Here is a 17,839-nt window from a genome sequence, read left to right as displayed (position 1 = left end):
AGTATTGGCTCTACGGAAAACCTGCTACAGCAAGCTGTATCCAAGCCCAGCGTTACCGCGGCGGCGAGCGCTTGTGCCTTGGGAAACGCTGAAGTATTCAGCGTTTCCCGCAGCGCAGGGAGGCGGGCGCTGAGAAATCCAGGATGGATTTATTCAGCGCTCCCGTTGGAAACCGTGACGCGCCACCGGCCAACCGGCCGGCTCACTCAGAACGCAGGCTTGATCGGCTTGACCGGCCCGCGAAAGCGCTCTTTTGCCGGCTTTTCTTTCAGCGGCGGCAGCTGCATCGGCTCGTCGGGCAGCCGGTAGTCGGGCACGTGGTCGAGCAGGTGGCGGATCAGCGTCAGCCGGCCGGTGCGCTGGTCGTTGTAGTCGACCACCACCCATGGCGCGAAGGGCCGGTGCGTGGCCTCGAACATGGCGTCCCGCGCCTTGCCGTAGTCGCGGTATTTTTCTCGTGCCACCAGGTCGATCGGCGACAGCTTCCAGCGTTTGAGCGGGTCGTTGGCGCGTTCCGCGAAGCGGGTTTCCTGCTCGGCCTGGTCCACGGCCAGCCAGTACTTCAGCAGCAGGATGCCGCTGTCGACCAGTGAGCGCTCGAAATAGGGCGTCTCGCGCAGGAAGGTTTCGTATTCCTCGGGCGAGCAGAAGCCCATCACCTTCTCCACCCCGGCCCGGTTGTACCAACTGCGATCGAACAGCACCAGTTCGCCGGCCGCCGGCAGGTGCGCGATGTAGCGCTGGAAATACCACTGCGTGCGCTCGCGCGGGTCCGGCTTGGGCAACGCCACCACGCGCACCTGGCGCGGGTTCAGCTTGCCGGTGATGGCGGCGATGGTGCCGCCCTTGCCGGCGGTGTCGCGACCTTCGAGCAGCACCACGATGCGCTTGCCGGTGGTTGCCAGCCAGCGGGCCAGGTTGTTCAGCTCCAGCAGCATCGGTTCGAGGTGGCGTTCGTAGGCATCGCGCTTCATGCGGCGTGGCTCCTGGTCCCGAGAAGGCGCCCTCAGGGGCGGTCGGCCAGAACGTACCACGCCCCATTCGCCCGCCACTGGCGCCGTGCATTGCGACTGTGGCCGACGCCGGCCGCCCTGTCCCTGCCGGCATCCCTGCGGCATAGTGCGCAGCATGCCCCTGGCCGATTTTCATCCTGCCGTCGCCGCCTGGTTCGGCCAGGCGTTTTCCGCGCCCACAGCGGCGCAGCTTGGCGCCTGGCCGGCCATCCGCAGCGGACAACACACGCTGCTGGCGGCGCCCACCGGCAGCGGCAAGACGCTGGCGGCGTTTCTGACCGCCATCGACGATCTGGTCCGCGCAGGCCTTGCCGGGCCGCTGCCGGACGCGGTGCAGGTGCTCTATGTCTCGCCGCTGCGAGCGCTGTCGGCGGACATCCAGCGCAATCTGGAAGCGCCGCTAGCCGGCATTCGTGACCAGCTTTTGCTGCACGGCCTGTCGGATGTGCCCATCCGCACGGGCGTGCGCACGGGCGACACGCCGCAGGCCGAGCGGGTGCGCCAGCGCCGGCAGGTGCCGCACATCCTGGTCACCACGCCCGAGTCGCTGTACATCCTGCTGACGTCCAAATCCGGCCGCGCCATGCTGGGCGGCGTGCGCACGGTGATCGTGGACGAGATTCACGCGCTGGCGGCGAACAAGCGCGGCGCGCACCTGATGCTGTCGCTCGAACGCCTGTCGGCGCTGACGGATCAACCGCCGCAGCGCGTCGGCCTGTCCGCCACGCAAAAGCCGATCGGGCGGATTGCGGATTACCTGGTCGGCGACGGCGGCGCCTGTACCGTGATCGACACCGGCCACGGTCGCGAGCGGGATATGGCCATCGAGGTCACGGACTCGCCACTCACCGCAGTGATGGCGAATGAAGTCTGGACCGAGGTCTACGACCGCCTGGCGGCCCTGGTGGCCGAACACCGCACCACGCTGGTGTTCGTCAACACCCGCCGCCTGGCCGAGCGGGCGGCGCGGCACTTGGCCGAGCGCCTGGGCGAGGAGTTCGTCACCGCCCACCACGGCAGCCTGGCCCGCCGCCACCGGCTGGATGCCGAGCAGCGCCTGAAGGCCGGCCAGCTCAAGGCGCTGGTGTGCACCGCCTCGCTGGAGCTGGGCATCGACATCGGCGACGTGGATCTGGTCTGCCAGCTCGGCTCGCCGAAGTCCATCGCCACCTTTTTGCAGCGCGTGGGGCGCTCCGGCCACGCCGTCGGCGGCCTGCCCAAGGGGCGGCTGTTTCCGCTCTCGCGGGACGATCTTGTGGAATGCGCGGCGCTGCTGGATGCGGTGCGGCGCGGTGAGCTCGACGCCATCGTCATGCCGCAGGCGCCGCTCGACGTGCTGGCGCAGCAGATCGTGGCCGAGGTGTCGGCCCGCGAGTGGGACGAGCAGGCGCTGTTCGATGCGTTTCGCGCCGCCGCGCCCTACCGGCAGCTCGATCGGGCCGATTTCACCGCCGTCGTGAAAATGCTGGCCGAGGGCTACACCACCCGCCGCGGCCGGCGCGGCGCCTGGCTGCATCGCGATGGCGTGCACGGCCGGTTGCGCGCCCGGCGCGGCGCCGCGCTGGCGGCGGTGACCTCCGGCGGCGTGATTCCGGACCAGTTCGACTGCGACGTGCTGCTGACGCCCGAGGCGCTTCGCATCGGCAGCGTGAACGAGGACTTCGCCTTCGAGAGCCTGCCCGGCGACATCTTCCAGCTCGGCAACACCTCCTACCGCATCCTGAAGGTCGAGACCGGGCGCCTGTTCGTCGAGGACGCCCACGGCCAGCCGCCGAACATCCCGTTCTGGTTCGGCGAGGCGCCCGGCCGCACGCTGGAGCTGTCGAGCGCCGTGTCGCGCCTGCGGGCGGACATCTCGGCCTGGCTGGACGAAGGCGGCATGCCGCTGGCGCAGGCCCGGCTCGAAGCGCAGCTGCCGGTGCCGCCCACCGCGGCGCGCCAGTTGATCGAGTATCTGGCCGCCGCCCGAGCGGCGCTGGGCGCGCTGCCGACGCAGGAGATGGTGATCTTCGAGCGCTTCTTCGACGAGACCGGCGACCAGCATCTGGTCATCCACGCCCCGTTCGGATCGCGCGTCAACAAGGCCTGGGGTCTGGCGCTGCGCAAGCGGTTTTGCCGGCGTTTCAACTTCGAGCTGCAGGCGGCGGCGTTGGAGGACAGCATCGTCATCTCGCTCGGGTCCGTACACAGCTTTCCGCTGCACGAGCCGGCCGGCTACCTGCACAGCGCCAGCGCCCGCGAGGTGCTGATCCAGGCCGTGATCGCGGCGCCGCTGTTCGAGGCCCGCTGGCGCTGGGTGGCGACTGCCGCGCTGGCCATCCTGCGCCAGCGCGCCGGCCGGCGCACGCCGCCGCAGTGGCAGCGGAGCGACGCCCAGGATCTGGTCGCGGCGGTGTTCCCGGACCAGATCGCCTGCGCCGAGAACCTGCACGCCGAGCGCAGCGTGCCGGACCACCCGCTGGTGCGCCAGGCGATCGCCGACTGCCTGACCGAGTCCATGGACGTGAACGGCTTCCTGGCCGTGCTGGCCGGCATCGAAAGCGGCGCCATCCGGATCCTGACGCGCGACCTGACCGCCCCCTCGCCGCTGGCCGAAGAAATCCTCAACGCCCGACCGTACGCGTTTCTGGACGATGTGCCGGCCGAGGAGCGCCGCACGCTGGCCGTGCGTCCGGCGCCGACCGACCTGGCGAGCGCCGCCTCGCTGGGCGTGCTGCGGCAGGAGGCCATCGACCGGGTACGCGCCGAAGCCTGGCCGCAGGCGCGCGATGCCGATGAGCTGCACGATGCGCTGCTGTTGCTGGGCTTCGTGACCACTGCCGAGGCGGCGCGCGAGATCGGCTGGGCGGATGGACTGGCCGCGCTGGCTCTGGACGGGCGGGCCACCTGCCTGGATGGCGCCCTGTGGGTGGCCGCCGAACGCCTGGGGGAAGTGCGCGCTGTATTGCCCGATGCCGTGGCCAATCCGCCTGTCGCCGCCATTGCCGACGGCCCGCCGCCAGCTGCCGAAGATGCCCTGCGCGAGCTGCTGCGCGGCCGGCTCGAGGGCCTGGGGCCGGTGACCTCGCCGCAGCTTGCGGCGCCGCTCGGCCTGCCGCTGACGTGCATCGAAGCGGCGCTGCTGGCGCTGGAAGGCGAAGGCTTCGTCCTGCGCGGCCGCTACACGCCGGGCACTCGCGACGAGGAATGGTGCGAGCGGGGTCTTCTGGCGCGCATCCACCGCTACAGCCTGGATCGCCGCCGACGCGAGATCGCGCCCGTCAGCGAAGCCGATTACGCGCGCTTCCTGCGCCGCTGGCAGGGCCTCGACGAACCGGTCGAGGGCCCGGAGGCGCTGTACGCCGTCATCGAGCAGCTGGAGGGTCTGTCGCATCCGGCGGCGGCCTGGGAGGGCCAGATCCTGCCGGCGCGCATGGCCGGTTATCTGCCGTTCTGGCTGGATCAGCTGTGCGCCGAGGGCCGCGTGGCCTGGCTGCGTCTGCTGCCGCCACGCCTGTCCCGCGACCGGCCGCGCGCCGTGACGCCGGTGCGCAGCACGCCGATCGTGCTGGTACCGCGCGAGCACCTGGCGTTCTGGCGCGTGCTGGCACCGACGCCGCCGGTGGCGGCCGAACTGTCCTCGCCGGCCGGCCGGGTGCGCGACGCCCTGACGGAATTGGGCGCCTCGTTTTTTGCCGAACTGGTCGCCGCCACCGGCCTGCTGCGCACGCAGGTGGAATCGGCTCTGGCCGAACTGGTGGCGCTCGGCATGGTCACGTCGGACAGTTTCTCGGGCCTGCGCACGCTGATCGCCCCGGCCAGCCAGCGGCCGAGCTTCGCACCGCGCCGCTATCGCAGCCCGCGGGCGCGCGTGGCCGGCGTGGGCGCCGCCGGGCGCTGGTCGCTGCTGCCGACGCTCGCCGATGCCGACCCCAGGACCCGCGACGCGGCCATCGAGCACGTCGCGCACACCCTGCTGGCACGCCACGGCATCGTGTTTCGCGCCGCGCTGGAGGCCGAGAACTGCGCGCCACCGTGGCGCGAACTGCTGTACGTTTACCGCCGGCTGGAGGCGCGCGGCGAGCTGCGCGGCGGCCGCTTCGTGGAGCGCTTTGCCGGCGAGCAGTACGCGGCGCCGGAAGCACTGGCCATGCTGCGCAGCGCGCGGATCAGCACACCCGCCGGTGGCACGGAGGCCGAAGCGCTGCCAGCCTGAGCAGGCAGCGTGTAGCCCGGATGGAGCGCAGCGGAATCCGGGATTTCCTTCGGGGAGTGATGAGGGTCCCGGATTCCGCTGCGCTGCATCCAGGCTACGATTTCTGCGATTTCTGCGTCATAGGCCGGCGACCGCTTACTGCCGATCGCCCCACAGCGCCGCCGCCCGGCACCAGGCCCGGACCACCGGTCCGCCGCCGATACGGTTGCATGGGCTGCGGGCCGCTGGCGTCACCCGCCACAGACTCACGCTACCAGTGATCTCGTTGGCAACGACCAGCATCGGCCGGTGGTTGGGGCTGTCCTTGGCCTCGATGAAGCGCACCACTTCCGGCCCGCTGTCCGGGCCGACCGCGTCGCCCTCGAAGCTGCGCGGGTTCACGTAATCCACGAAGTCCGGCGCCGCCGGGTCGGTAACGTCGTAGACCATCACGCCGCCGATGCGCTCCAGGCCCACGAAGGCATAGCTGCGGCCGGCCACGGTGCCCACCGCCACGCCTTCCGGCTCCGGCCCCTTGTTGTCGGAGCGATCGTCGAAGGTGTTCGCGTCGTTGTTGCTGTTGAAGTTGCCGGGGAAAGCGGCCGCGGTGCGCGCTTCGATCTCGGCGCCGGAATCCCACACCTGATCCCCGGTGGCGGCATCCCAGATGGAAAACGAACGCGTGCCGAACACGTAGGGCCGCGAATAGTCGCCACCCGGCGGCGCGCTGGTGACCGTCAGCCGCCCAAGCTGCAGGTTGTCGTTCAGCACCGGCTGGATGGCCGCCGGATAGCTGCTGCGCACGCTGCGGGCGCGCTCTTCTTCGGCGAAGCCGTCGTAGTCGCGGGCATCGCCCTCGTTGGCGGTGATCAGGTAAGTCCGGCGGCCGGCCATGAAACTGGCGACGGCATCCGGCTGGTACATGCCGTACACCGGCCAGTTGCGGATGTTGACCACATTGTCGCGGTCGGACGCGTCCAGACCGGAGGTGCTGACGATGCCCAGCAGCACCGGCTCCGGCTGGTAACCGGGCAACAACGTAAAGGTGCCGGTCGCGTTGTCGATGTTGATACCGGCCACGCCGAAATCGTTGTCGTTGATGACCGCCAGGGTGTTGGCGTCGATGTACGCCAGCCCTTCGACCTTCTGCACCTTGTCGTAGCCGGCGCTGGCCAGATCCACGTGCAGCACCTTGGCCAGCGGCGTCACGCCCACTGCGGCCAGCTCGCTGCTGCTCATCTGGTCCAGGGACTTGCCGCCGTAGAGCACGTCCTTGGCGGTGATGTCGGTGGCGCCGGTCAGGTTGAAGGCGTAGATCTTCTTGGTGATCTGCGCCACCTGGTCGGCCGGCGCCGCATCATCGTCGCGTTCCACCACCAGGAAGCCGCCGCCGGGCATGGCCGCAGCATCGCCAATCTTGTCGGCGATGCTGTCGTCGGCGTTCAACGGCGCCGGGTTGTCCATGACATACAGGAACTGGCGCGTCGCCTGCGTGGCCGGATCAAACTCCACCACGCGGATGTTGCGCATGGCATTAAGCGCGCTGTTGGCAAGCGTGGTCGGATTGCGCAGCGGGCTCTGCACGAAGGCGTAGACCTTGCCGTCCTGCAGGGCAATGGCTTCGAAGCCGCGGTTCTGGCGCCGCTGGGCGAGCACTGCGGGCAGCACCTCGGTGCCGAAGCTGCCGGCCGGCGCGCCGGCCGCCGCGGCGGTGCCGATCGGCACCAGGCGTTCGATCAGCAGACCCGTCGGATCGAAGTGGTAGATCGCCGGGCGGTACTCGTCGGCCATCCAGAAGTGGCCATTGGCATCAACCGCGATGCCTTCCAGATCGGCGCCCAGCGCCTGCCTCGGCAGCACGTTGCCGCGCAGGTCGACCGGCACTTCGTCGTTGTAGGGCGAATTGGCATTGGCGCCGGCAATGGCCGTGTTGGGCAGGCCGGTGAGCGCGCTACCGTCCGGCAGGCGCAGCGCCACCTGCCCGGTGAGCGCCACCTGCCCGGTAGTCCGGTCCAGCTCCAGGCGCACGATGCGCGGGCTGAAATCGGGCAGCAGGAACGGGCGCAGGGAGCCGGTCGGCTCGCCGTTGGGGCCACGGTCGGTGTGGGTGACGAACTTGAGCTTGCCGTCGTCGGTCTGGCCCTCGTAGAACAAGCCCGAGAAGCCGCCCAGCGTCAGTGCCTGGCCGGCAGCGGTCGCGCCGATGCCCGGCAGGCCGGTCACCTCGAAGGTCGACGTTACCGGGGCCCCGTCAAGGTCCTTGTAGCCCAGCGCACGAACGCGCGTGACCTGGGCGGTGCGGATGTCGATCTCGGCAATGGCGTTGTTCTCCTGCAGGGTCACGAAGGCCCTGGCGCCGGTCGGATCAACGGTGATGTATTCGGGCTCAACATCCTGCGCCGGCGTCGCGCCGGGGCCGAAAATGCGCACGCCGTCGGGCATGGCAACGCCGCTGAAGCCCACCGTTTGCACCGGCAGCCGCGGCAGCATCGGCACCACGCGGACGATGCTCACCGTGCCCTCGGGGTCGGTGCAGCCGGCGCCGTAGCAGTCCGGCTCGCCTTCGTTGGCCACCAGCAACCGGTCGCCGTCCGGCGTGAACGTCACCATGTCCGGCAGTGCGCCGACGGTAGCGGTGCGGATCACCTGCCCGGCCGGGGTCAGGAACACCACGCTGCCCGGATCGGTTTTCTTGGCCGCCGTGACTGCCACGGCGATCAGGTTCCTGGACGACACGGCGACGCTGGTGACGCTGCCGCCGTACGCGGCCAGTGACACCCGACGCTGCAGCTGCGGCTGGGTCGGGTTCGACACGTCCACGATGTCCAGCGACACGTCATCGGCGTTGGTCACGTACAGTCGATCGCCGCGCAGCGCAGCGGTCTCACCGGCAGTGCCCTGGCCGGCCTGAATCAGGCCAGTGTCATAGCGACCGAGCGGCTCCAGCGACAGCGCCTGCGCCCCCGCGGCGGCGACCAACAAGGGCATGCAGATGCCAAAAACGGACCGCTTTCGAATTTTCACGCTCATCACTCCGGCAGGGCTCAGCCGCACGCACCATCGCGCAGGGGCTGCGCACCCTAAAAAGGGAATATTTCACCCACGTGACACCGGCCGGGCGCAGCGCCTCCGGCGCACAGTGCAACGTGGCGGTTGCCCACGCCGACACTGGATTAAGCTAGCCGGCACCGAACGACGGATCGATGCAGCACAGACCACGACCAAGAGGAGCGACACCATGTACCCATGCCTTTCCCCCGGCGGCAGCGCCGTTTACGACTCGCCCACCGCCGCCGGACGCCTGCTGGTCGGCACCCAGGGCGGCGTTGTCGAGCTCGAAGAAACCGCCGCCGTCTGGCGCGAGGCCGGCCGGGGTCTTGCCGACCACCACGTGTGCGCCCTGATCGGCGAGCCGGTCAGCGGCAATTACTACGCCGGCACCCACGACGCCGGCGTGTTCGTGAGCCCCGACGGGCGCCACTGGCAACCCGCCAGCCAGGGCCTGGAACACAGCAACGTGTTCAGCATGGCCAGCGTGCGCCGCCCGGATGGCTCGGTACGTCTGTATGCCGGCACGGAACCGGCGGCACTGTTCGAGAGCCGGGACTTCGGCCAGTCCTGGCAGCGCCTGACCGGGCTTGACCACACCACCGGCCGCGAGGGCTGGATGTTCCCGGCGCCGCCGTTCATCGCACACATCAAGCAGATCGCCATCCATCCGCAGGACGCGGACCTGATCTACGTGTGCGTGGAACAGGGCGGCCTGTACAGCAGCCCGGATGCCGGCAAGACCTGGACCGAACACACCGCCGGCATGCCCAACGACGCCCACCGTGTGCTGCTGCACCCGACCCGGCCGGGGCGGCTGTTCCTGGCCAACGGCTTTTTCTTCAACCGCAGTGACGACGGCGGCAAGACCTGGTTCGAGATGAAGGAGCAGACGAAGAAAATCGGCTACGCGGACCCGCTGGTCTACCACCCGCGGCGGCCGGAGACGATGTTCGTCAGCGGCGCCTTCGCCACGCCGGACACCTGGGTCAAGGGCAGCGCCAACGTCAGCATCGCCCGCTCCAGCGACGGCGGCGACAGCTGGCAATACGCGCGCGGCGGCCTGCCGGACGAGTTCAAGCCCTCGGTCGAGGCCATGTGCCTCGAAGCGGTCGGCGACGCCTGCCGGGTGTTCATCGGCAACACCGACGGCGAGGTCTGGCTGACCGAGGACGAGGGTACGCAATGGCGCCAGATCGCCAGCGGGCTGCCGCCGGTCAGCAAGTGCTTCCACGCCGATCTGATCCACGGCAAGCTCGACCTGACCGAGGTGCGCATTCCAGACGAAATCCGCGCGCTGATGGAGCAGATGGTGATCCGCGAGGCGTAACGAAGCGCGACCTGGCCCCGCCGTGTGCACACCGGCAGCACACGGCGGCGCGGCTGCTCGACAGATCGCATAGGGCGGGGCGGGCGAAGCCATAACCCGCCGGATCGCGATTGGAACCTTCGGCATGTCCGTGCCGCTCACGCACAATAACGGCGCAATGCGCTGCGCTTATTGCGCCCGCGGGCTGCGCGCCGGCCGGGTATGTTTGCCCCCGCCGGTGCGTCAACGCTTCGGGACAGCCCACCGAACCCGGCTCAAGTCGTGCGCCAACACGCCGACAAAGGTCCGGATCAAGAACACAGACCTCGATGCGAATACTCCCCCTGTTCACGCGCGCCCTCGCCCTGCTCGGCCTGTCGCTGTGCCTGGCCGCCTGTAACCCTGGACAGCCGCTGCGCGTCGGCACGCACTCCTGGGTCGGCTACGAGTCGTTGCGCCTGGCGCGCGATTTCGGCTGGCTGCCGCCTGCCGTCAGCCTGAGCGAGCAGACCAGCGCCGGCAATTCCCTGTCCGCCCTGCGGGCCGGCACCATCGATGCGGCAGCCTTGACTCTGGATGAGGTTCTGCAGGTCCGTGCCCAGGGAGTGCCACTGACGGTGGTGCTGGTGTTCGACAGCTCGGCCGGGGCGGATGTGCTGCTGGCGCGCCCGCCGATAAGCCGCCTGGCCGACCTGGCCGGCCGGCGCGTCGCCTATGAACCGACCGCCGTAGGCAGTCTGGTCTTGCGCGAAGTGCTGCAAAGGGCCGGGCTGACCGCCGAGTCGGTCACGCTGGTGGAACTGAGTCCACCCGCGCAACTGGCGGCCTGGCGCAGCGCCCAGGTCGATGCCGTGGTGACTTACGAGCCGACCGCAGCGCAGTTGCTGCGCGAAGGGGCTGTGCAGCTGTTCGACAGCCGGCAGATGCCAGAAACCATCTTCGACGTGCTAGCGGTTCGCAGCGACCGGCTGGCGGGACGCAAGACGGTGCTGCGCGAACTGCTGGCAGCGCATTTTCGGGCGCTGGAATACATCCGGCAGAACCATCAGGACGCGGCGCACCGCATCGCCTCCTACCACGGCATCTCCAGCGACGAGGTGCTGCGCGCCTTGGGCGGCATCGTCCAACCCTGGCTGGCCGGCAACCGCTATGCGCTGACGCCCGGATCGCGTTTCGACGCTGCCGTGCAACAGCTGCACGCGCTGATGATCGAACGCCGCATGCTGACCCGGCCGGACCCGCTGGAGGGCCTGTTCAGTGCCGACTACCTGCCCCTGCAGGAGGCTCGCGGACCGTGACCGCGCACGCGGCTAGGCGTCTCGCCATCGCCTTGCTGCTGTGCACCGGGGCCAGCCGTGCGGCGCCGGGCCTCACGGTTGGCGTCGGGGCCGAGCGCCCTACCGAAGTCGTCGCGGCCCGTCATCGCCCGCTCGCAGCGTACCTGTCGGCGCCGCTTCGCCGCACACCGGCGCGGCTGATGGAAATTCTGGCCCGCGCGGGCGGGCTGGAGTGGTCCCGGTTGCACGCCCTGAACTGGCAGGCGCTGGCAGCCACCCTTGCCCCGCCGGTCGATTACCTGCCGGTGTCGAGCCTGGCCCGCACCTTGCACACGCCGCCCCGCGACCTGGCATCGACCCTGAGCTGGCGGGAATGGTCGGCCCGGCACCGGGTCATGCTGAGCATCACCGGCGTGGCCGCAATGGCCATCGCGGCCCTGCTGGCCTTGCTGGCGACCCGCAACCGCCGCCTGGCTGCCGGCGAAGCAGCGCTCCAGCAGGCGCTGGCCCGCCAGCGGGCTCTATTGTCGGCAACCCCCTATCCGATTTTCGAGGTCGACGCCGACGGACTCGTCCTGGACAGCTGGGCGCCCACTGTGCGCACCACCGCGATCGCGCCTGAACAACTGGTCGGCAAACGGATACCCGAGGCGCTGCCCAAGGCAGCCGCGCAAACGATACTGCAGGCGCTGCGCGAAGCCGCCCAGCACGGGCAGGTGCACAACGCCGAATTTTCGCTGCCCACGCCGCAGGGCGAGCGCTGGTTCGCGCTGTCGGCGGGCCTGATCGGCACCAGCGCCGGCCCGCAGCGCTTCGCCGTGCTGGTGCGCCACATCACCGCCGAGCGCGAATCCCGGCGCTGGATGGACATCGCCGCCAGCGTGTTCACGCACGCCGGCGAGGGCGTGCTGATCACCGGCCCGGACAGCCGCATTTTGGCCGCCAACCGGGCTTTCGCGCGCATCCTCGGCTACCCCGACGATACCGAGCTGGTCGGGCGCTACACGCACCAGCTGCACTTCGACTACCTGGGCGGCGAAACCGTCGAGGACGTGCGCAAAAGCCTGCTGCAGCACGGCACCTGGCTGGGCGAGCTGCGCGGCCAGCGCGCCTGCGGCGAGCGCTATGCGGCCACGCTGAACGTGAACGTGGCGCGCAACGAGGCCGGCGAGGTCACGCACCACGTCGCCATCCTGACCGACATCACGCAGTTGAAAACCCAGCAGCGCCAGCTCGAGCACATCGCCTATCACGATGCCCTGACCGGCCTGCCGAACCGCGCACTGCTGGCCGACCGGCTGCAGCAGGCCATGACCGCGGCGACGCGGCGCGACGAACGCGTGGCGGTGGTCTATATCGATCTGGACGGCTTCAAGGCGATCAACGACCGCCACGGCCACAACCGGGGGGATGCCCTGCTGATCGCCGTCGCCCACCGCATGCGCGACGTGCTGCGCCAGGGCGATACCCTGGCGCGCATCGGCGGCGACGAATTCGTCGCCGTGCTGACCGATCTGCGCAGCGGCCAGGACTGCTCGCCACTGCTCGAGCGCCTGCTGGCGGCCGCCAGCGAACCGGTGCCCAGCACCGGCGGGGAGCTGCGCGTGTCCGCCAGCCTGGGCGTCACGTTCTACCCGCAGGACCAGCCGATCGACGCCGATCAACTGGTGCGGCAGGCCGACCAGGCGCTGTATCAGGCCAAGCTGGCCGGCAAGAACCGCTGCCACATCTACGACGCCAGCCACGACCAGGCGGCCCGCAGCCGGCACGAGAACCTGGAAGAAATCCGCCGGGCGCTGGCCGCCGGCCAGTTCGTGCTGCACTACCAGCCCAAGGTCAACCTGCGCACCGGGCAGGTGATCGGCGTCGAAGCGCTGATTCGCTGGCAACACCCGCAGCGCGGCCTGCTGGCGCCGGAGCTGTTCCTGCCGGTGATCGAAAACCACCCCTTGGCGGTCGAACTCGGCGAATGGGTCATCGACGCCGCCCTGCGCCAGGCGGCGCTGTGGCGCCACAGCGGGCTCGAGCTGCCGATCAGCGTCAACGTCAGCGCCGATCATCTGCAGCAGCCCGATTTCCTGGCCCGGCTGCGCGCGGCGCTGCAGGCCCACCCGACGCTCGGCCGCGGGGCGCTGGAAATCGAAGTGCTGGAAACCATCGCCCTGGCGGACCTCGAGCACGTGGCCGGGCTGATGCGCGAGTGCGCCGACATCGGCGTGAACTTTGCGCTGGACGACTTCGGCACCGGCTACTCGTCGCTGCTGTACCTGAAACACCTGCCGGCCGAAACGCTCAAGATCGACCAGAGCTTCGTGCGCCACCTGCTCGACGACGCCGACAACTTGCCGATCCTGGAGTGCGTGCTGACCCTGGCGCGCGGTTTCGGCCGCACCGCCGTCGCCGAAGGCGTGGAAACCGTCGCCCAAGGCGCCGTGCTGCTGCAGCTGGGCTGCGAGTTTGGGCAAGGCTATGGCATCGCCCGGCCCATGCCGGCGGCCGAGCTACCCGACTGGATCGCCGGCTGGCGCCCGCCCGAGGCCTGGCAGACGGCAACCCGCGTCGCCCGCGACCACCAGCCGCTGCTGATGGGCGACCTGGAACACCGCGCCTGGATCCGGGCGATCGAGGCCTGGCTGCGCGGCACGCGGTCCGCGCCGCCGACGGTCAGCGCCCACGCCGGTCGCTTCGGCACCTGGCTCGGCGGCGAGGGCCGCGAGCTGTACGACCGCTCGCCGGCCTTTCGCGCCATCCAGGACCTGCACCAGCAAATGCACGACCTGGCCGATGAGCTCATGCGGCTGCACACCCAGGGCCACTCGCAGGAGGCCCTGGGCCGCATCGCCGAACTGTACGCGCTGCACGAGCGCATGTGCGGCCAGTTCGGCGGCCTGGTGATGAGCCTGCACGACGGCGACGCCGACCCGAACGCGTCCGCAGTCCACCGCCCGCAGATGTCTGGCACCCGGCTGCGTCAAACGCGCCACTGACCCTCAGCCCTCGAACAGCTCCAGCAGCGCCGCTGCGGCGGGCCGTCGAACAGATCGGCCAGATTGTTCATTTCGCACAGGGCGGGGTTGGGCAAAACCATAACCCCCGGACCGCGATCGGAACCGTCGCCATGTGACCCACGCCGCTCGAATCGAACACAATACGGGGCAATGCGCAGCGCCTATTGCGCCCGGCGCAGGCTGGCCCACGACCTCGGGGAAGCCCCGCTGCAATTTCGCGGGTTCCACCATCTGCCAGGCCTACCGGGAGTTCGTAGGCCTGGTGAACGACCACCTCAACACCTGCTTTCGCCACCGCGAGCTGCGCCGCGAACAGCTGTACACCCGTGCGGCCGGACGGGCCTGTCGCTTCGCCCGCCGGATGGTCCGACGGGCCTGATTTAGGAGTAATGACATGAACAGCAAACCCAAGATCATCGTCACGGAACAGGACTACGAGCGCCTGGACCGGCTGCTCGAGTCCCTGCCGGCGGATGATTTCCCCGGCAAGGCGGCCCTGCAGGCCGAGCTCGACCGCGCGCAGATCGTGGACCCGAAGGACCTGCCGCCGGACGTGGTCACCATGAACTCCACGGTCCGCTTCCGGGTGTCCTCCTCCAACGAGGAGTTCCGCCTTACGCTGGTCTACCCGAAGGGTGTGGACGCCAGCGGGGAGAAGATCTCCATCCTCGCTCCGGTGGGCAGCGCGCTGCTGGGGCTTGCCCAGGGCGACGAGATCGAGTGGCCGAGCCCGGGCGGCGGCATGCTGAAGGTGCGCATCGAGGAGGTGGTCTACCAGCCGGAGCGGGCGGGCGAGTACCACCGCTGAGCCCAGCCTGCTGCCGCCGTGGGGGGCGGTGGCTGTGCGCGTTGGTGCCGATCGCCGCTTGCACGGTGGTCAAGGTCGATCCACCGTGCTGGCGCAGCGGCCCATGCGTGCCAGTGAAGATACGATGCTGCAAGGAGCGGCTGCGCACCCGATCATCGGACCTCGCGCCCAGCATTGCAGCAGGAGATTGATGCCTCACGAAACCACACTCATCCCCACCATCGTCATGGGGTTGCTGCTCGCGTTTGTCGGTGGATTTCTTGCCAGCAAGGTCAAGCTGCCGCCGCTGGTCGGCTACCTGCTGGCCGGCGTCGCGGTCGGGCCGTTTACGCCAGGGTTCGTTGCCGACGCAAAGCTCGCTGCCGAGCTTGCAGAAATCGGCATCATCCTGTTGATGTTCGGGGTCGGGCTGCATTTCTCGATCAAGGATCTGCTGGCCGTCCGCCGGGTGGCCATTCCCGGAGCGATCGGGCAGATCGCGATAGCCACGGCGCTGGGTGTTGGCATGGCGCATCTGTGGGGCTGGACCTTCGGTGCCGGCCTGGTGTTCGGCCTGGCGTTGTCCGTCGCCAGCACGGTGGTACTGCTGCGCGCGCTGGAGGAGCACGGTGTGCTCGACTCGCCGAACGGACGCATCGCCGTCGGCTGGTTGATCGTTGAAGACTTGGCGATGGTGCTGGCGCTGGTGCTGCTGCCGGCACTGGCGGGCCGGTTGGGCGGTGTTCCCGGTGCAACCGCCGGCGATCCTCTCTGGGTGGTCCTGGCGCTGACGCTGGGCAAGCTTGGGCTGTTTCTGGCGCTGGTGCTGGTCGTTGGCACGCGGGCGATCCCCTGGCTTCTGGCGCACGTGGCGCGTACCGGCTCGCGCGAGCTGTTCACGCTGTCGGTGCTCGCAACTGCGCTGGGCATTGCCTATGGTTCGGCTGTGCTGTTCGGCGTGTCGTTTGCGCTGGGGGCGTTTTTTGCCGGCGTGGTGCTCAGCGAAAGCGACTTCAGCCATCAGGCCGCGGCCGACTCGCTGCCGCTGCAGGATGCCTTCGCCGTGCTGTTTTTCGTGTCGGTGGGCATGTTGTTCGACCCGACCATTGTGCTGCGCGAGCCGCTGGCCGTGCTGGCCGTCGTGCTGGTCATTGTTCTTGGCAAGTCGCTGGCAGCGTTCGGGATTGTGATGGCGCTGGGCTATCCCGGCTCGACGGCATTTACCGTTTCGGCAAGCCTGGCGCAGATCGGCGAGTTCTCGTTCATCCTGGCCGGGCTGGGCGTGGCACTCGGCCTTTTGCCGCCGCAGGGTCGGGACTTGATCCTCGCCGGCGCGCTGCTGTCGATTACGCTCAATCCGCTGGTGTTCAGGGGGCTTCACCGGATTTCCGTCTGGACCCGCACGCGCGGCGGCCTGCTGGCGCGTCTGGAACGGCGCGGCGCAGAGCGGCTGTCCACGCTGCCCACGGATGGCGAAGAAGGTCCGTCCGATCACGTGATCATTGTTGGCTATGGCCGCGTAGGCCGGGTGGTTGAACGGGGGCTGCAAGGCCAGGGCATCCCGATTGTGGTGATCGACCAGGATCGCCGGCGCATCGAGGCGCTACGCGAGCGCGGCGCGCAGGCGGTTCACGGCAACGCCACCCTACCCGGCGTGCTGGAAGCAGCAGGCGCAGCCAAGGCGCGCCTGATCGTGATCGCCACGCCCGTCGGCTACCAGACGCGACGTGTCATCGAGCTGGTGCGCAACCTGAACCCGGACATCGACACCGCAGTGCGTACCCACACCGAGGCCGAGGTCGCCCAGCTGATGCGACAGGGCGTTGGCGTGGCCATCATGGGCGAGCGCGAACTGGCCTTCGGACTGGTGGATTACGCCCTGCGCAGCCTGGGTGTTCCGGATCGCGAAACACAGCTGGTGGTGCAGGAGATGCGGGTGTCGGGCGAGGGCGGCGTCTACGACCGCCGGCCGGGCGAACCCTCGCGCCGCGCGCCGGAACTGCGTCAGCACCGCGTGGAAGAGCCCTCAGCCGAGTGACGGAGCGATTTGCAGGCGCGAGCGGGTCGGGGAATTACGCTCGACGCCGGCAGTGTCAAACCACTTGGCGCAGGGGCGGCTTGGGCCAAGCCGTAACCCGCCGGATCGCGACCGGAATCTTCGCCCTATCCGCGTCGCTCAAACACGATACGGCGCAATGCGCTGGGCTTATTGCTCGGACTCACCTGCGTTCATGGGTACTCATTTATTTTGTTCCGTCCAACATTCGACATGAGCGGTGGACCAAAAGGCACGAAGCGACGTTTGGATGTCCGCTCGATGTAGGAGTTAGCCCTCATCGCGTGCTTGCGTCGGATGCAGGGGCTCCTACCGCTTCAAGGGGCACGCCAAGTGCTTGAAAGATGCTTGCCAACTCGTCGCGCTGAGACTGCAGTTCGGCGACTTGCCAATAGTCCACCCGTGAGGGATCGCGCCGCAGTTTGGTAACGACTTGGACAGCCAGCTCCGCCAGCTTGACCTTTTCGGGTTGCTTCTGTGCGTGAAGCGCGATGAGCATCCGCTGCAGGGCGGATTCGATGGCCCGAAGCTCCTCTCGTGTTGGAGATCGGTAGTCGAGAACCTGCTGACCTATAGCCCTTGAGTAGTAGCGCCCCACGACCTGAGCCGCTTGGCGCGCTTCCGCCTGAGCTGCCAATTCGGTTCTCGATGGGCCTTGCACGATGCCCACCATCTCTGCTACGGAAGAGGCGAGTTTTCTAGCGGAATCGGCGAATGACCCGATCGCCCCGACGACGATCCCCAACACGACCAAGACAGATACGACGCGATTGTCCTTCGCCCTACGCAAGAAGCGATCGACTCGAGTGGGCTGAGCCGGCGGTGAAGGTGCTGACGGGCGAGCCTTCGACATGGATGGCCTCATGGGTGCTAACGCGATATGGATGACATGTTGTTGTCCAGTTTACCGAGCAAAGTGGACCTTTCTGCTTATGCAGTTCAGACATACAGCGCAATCAAGCCCGGCGGATTCGTCACATGGGCCAGCGACGGGACTCTCCCCGGTTTCCGGATCACCACCTCGCCACCCAACCGATGGCCCAGGGAAACGCTGATTTATTCCCACGTCTTGGTGGCGTGAGACCTTGGTCCTGAGACAATGCGGTCTGGTCCGCAGCGGGGGTGAGCAGACGTCATGCAAACGAGCTTTTCCGATCTCGAGTACGC

At 68.7% G+C, this 17,839-nt stretch carries 9 protein-coding genes; 6 read left to right on the top strand and 3 right to left on the bottom strand.

Going from position 1 to position 17,839, the window contains the following annotated elements; all coding sequences use genetic code 11:
• Positions 1–206 precede the first annotated feature (206 nt).
• Positions 207–974 carry a polyphosphate kinase 2 gene (gene ppk2 / locus H5U26_RS06070; protein ID WP_290617667.1) on the bottom strand — a complete coding sequence of 256 codons (768 nt, stop codon included), beginning with the start codon at positions 972–974 and terminating at the stop codon, positions 207–209.
• Between the two features lie 154 nt (positions 975–1,128).
• Between ppk2 and H5U26_RS06065 the strand changes: the two genes are divergently transcribed.
• Positions 1,129–5,208 (top strand): DEAD/DEAH box helicase, encoded by a 4,080-nt coding sequence (locus tag H5U26_RS06065; RefSeq protein WP_290617665.1) that lies wholly within the window; start codon positions 1,129–1,131, stop codon positions 5,206–5,208.
• 135 nt (positions 5,209–5,343) lie between these two features.
• On the opposite strand, the gene H5U26_RS06060 is transcribed toward H5U26_RS06065, so the two are convergent.
• Entirely contained in the window at positions 5,344–8,211 is a 2,868-nt protein-coding gene (locus H5U26_RS06060; RefSeq protein WP_290617663.1) for an esterase-like activity of phytase family protein, read from the bottom strand.
• A 214-nt stretch (positions 8,212–8,425) separates the two neighbouring features.
• On the opposite strand from H5U26_RS06060, the gene H5U26_RS06055 reads away from it, so the two are divergent.
• The 5 genes from H5U26_RS06055 to ybaL all read left to right on the top strand — a co-directional run bounded on the left by H5U26_RS06055 (position 8,426) and on the right by ybaL (position 16,654).
• Positions 8,426–9,565: a hypothetical protein gene (locus H5U26_RS06055; protein WP_290617661.1), complete on the top strand. Its 1,140-nt coding sequence runs from the start codon at positions 8,426–8,428 to the stop codon at positions 9,563–9,565.
• 308 nt (positions 9,566–9,873) lie between these two features.
• On the top strand, positions 9,874–10,842 hold the full coding sequence (locus H5U26_RS06050; protein ID WP_290617659.1) for an ABC transporter substrate-binding protein: 969 nt from the start codon (positions 9,874–9,876) through the stop codon (positions 10,840–10,842).
• Positions 10,839–13,808 carry an EAL domain-containing protein gene (locus H5U26_RS06045; RefSeq protein ID WP_290617657.1) on the top strand — a complete coding sequence of 990 codons (2,970 nt, stop codon included), beginning with the start codon at positions 10,839–10,841 and terminating at the stop codon, positions 13,806–13,808. The genes H5U26_RS06050 and H5U26_RS06045 overlap by 4 nt, the downstream gene beginning before the upstream one ends.
• Positions 13,809–14,223: 415 nt before the next feature.
• Positions 14,224–14,637: a nucleoside diphosphate kinase regulator gene (gene rnk / locus H5U26_RS06040; protein WP_290617655.1), complete on the top strand. Its 414-nt coding sequence runs from the start codon at positions 14,224–14,226 to the stop codon at positions 14,635–14,637.
• Positions 14,638–14,827: 190 nt separating this feature from the next.
• Entirely contained in the window at positions 14,828–16,654 is a 1,827-nt protein-coding gene (gene ybaL / locus H5U26_RS06035) for a YbaL family putative K(+) efflux transporter (RefSeq protein WP_290617653.1), read from the top strand.
• 295 nt (positions 16,655–16,949) lie between these two features.
• On the opposite strand, the gene H5U26_RS06030 is transcribed toward ybaL, so the two are convergent.
• Positions 16,950–17,462, bottom strand: a complete 513-nt coding sequence (locus H5U26_RS06030) for a hypothetical protein (RefSeq protein ID WP_290617651.1) — start codon at positions 17,460–17,462, stop codon at positions 16,950–16,952.
• Between the last annotated feature and the right edge of the window lie 377 nt (positions 17,463–17,839).

The sequence above is a fragment of the Immundisolibacter sp. genome (assembly GCF_014359565.1).
In the GTDB taxonomy this organism is placed as follows: Bacteria; Pseudomonadota; Gammaproteobacteria; order Immundisolibacterales; family Immundisolibacteraceae; genus Immundisolibacter.
This window is presented reverse-complemented; position numbering and strand designations above follow the sequence as displayed.

Coding starts and splice junctions, on each gene's coding strand:
- H5U26_RS06065 (WP_290617665.1), top strand. CDS start 1,129: ATGCCCCTGGCCGATTTTCATCCTGCCGTCGCCGCCTGGTTCGGCCAG.
- H5U26_RS06050 (WP_290617659.1), top strand. CDS start 9,874: ATGCGAATACTCCCCCTGTTCACGCGCGCCCTCGCCCTGCTCGGCCTG.
- ppk2 (WP_290617667.1), bottom strand. CDS start 974: ATGAAGCGCGATGCCTACGAACGCCACCTCGAACCGATGCTGCTGGAG.
- ybaL (WP_290617653.1), top strand. CDS start 14,828: ATGCCTCACGAAACCACACTCATCCCCACCATCGTCATGGGGTTGCTG.
- H5U26_RS06055 (WP_290617661.1), top strand. CDS start 8,426: ATGTACCCATGCCTTTCCCCCGGCGGCAGCGCCGTTTACGACTCGCCC.
- rnk (WP_290617655.1), top strand. CDS start 14,224: ATGAACAGCAAACCCAAGATCATCGTCACGGAACAGGACTACGAGCGC.